Genomic DNA, 277 nt, shown 5'->3' on the forward strand with positions numbered 1-277 from the left:
GACGTAGTGTATCACCTGTAAACGTATCAAGCGTTTCTTCTGTTCCTAAAATAGGATATCCAAGCGGATGCGTTTCATATGTCGCTTTCGTTAACATATCATGCACAATATCATCTGGAGCGTCTTCGTACATTTTAATTTCTTCACATACGACATTCTTCTCTTTTTTCAGTTCTTCCTCATCAAATGTTGAATTAAAGAACATATCTGCTAAAACATCTAAAGCATATTTAGCATGCTCATCTAACACTTTTGCATAGTAACATGTATATTCTTT

The 277-nt window shown here is 34.3% G+C and carries 1 protein-coding gene; it reads right to left on the minus strand.

The features are described 5' to 3' along the window. Positions 1-277: M16 family metallopeptidase (locus tag JDS96_RS31060; RefSeq protein ID WP_199669154.1), on the minus strand; the 277-nt coding region annotated here is incomplete at both ends.

The sequence above is a fragment of the Bacillus cereus group sp. N21 genome, from assembly GCF_016483395.1.
Taxonomy (GTDB): Bacteria; Bacillota; Bacilli; order Bacillales; family Bacillaceae_G; genus Bacillus_A; species Bacillus_A pseudomycoides.